Source organism: Aliivibrio logei, from assembly GCF_001691055.1.
Classification (GTDB): domain Bacteria; phylum Pseudomonadota; class Gammaproteobacteria; order Enterobacterales; family Vibrionaceae; genus Aliivibrio; species Aliivibrio salmonicida.
Genome location: NZ_MAJU01000059.1, coordinates 1 through 624 on the forward strand (window position 1 = coordinate 1; position 624 = coordinate 624).

At 35.7% G+C, this 624-nt stretch carries 1 pseudogene; it reads left to right on the forward strand.

Annotation, left to right across the window (positions count from 1 at the left end):
* Positions 1–412: 412 nt before the first annotated feature.
* A pseudogene (locus A6E04_RS20780) lies at positions 413–624 on the forward strand (type B chloramphenicol O-acetyltransferase); the annotation flags it as partial.

Here is a 624-nt window from a genome sequence, read left to right on the forward strand (position 1 = left end):
GGTTATGCCTCATTTTAGTCTATATCAGTGTTTTCCTCGTAGCATTTTCAATCCCAATTGTGGTTAGGATATTTGGTTTATAAGTTCCAAACTTGCTGAAATTAAGCCGTTCAAATGGCGTAAAAAATGTATCTGTTTTCCATTCACTTTATCTCGCAATTTAAGAACATTTTGTTCGCTTAATTACCATTGGTAAATTAGAATCAGGGCTTAGAAAATCTTGGCAGGGCAGTTCGTTACCAAGTTGGCCAAGCCGAAAGTAAGCACGCACAACAATCGCATCAACACGATTTATTACATTCGGCGTTCTGGGTTTGCCTTTAGTTTTGTGATTAAGGCAGTAAAATTCAGGTTGATTTGCATAGTAATAAACGTGTTATGCCAGCGTTATAAGCTTAAAAGAGGATTTAGGTTGAACAATTATTTTGAAAGCCCTTTTGTGGGTAAATCACTCAAAGAACAAGTGACTAACCCTAATATCATTGTGGGTGAGCATAGTTACTATTCTGGCTATTATCATAATCATAGCTTTGATGATTGTGCTCGTTATTTATTGGCTGATAGAACGGATATTGATAAATTAATTATTGGTAGTTATTGCTCAATTGGTTCGGGTGCTGTTTT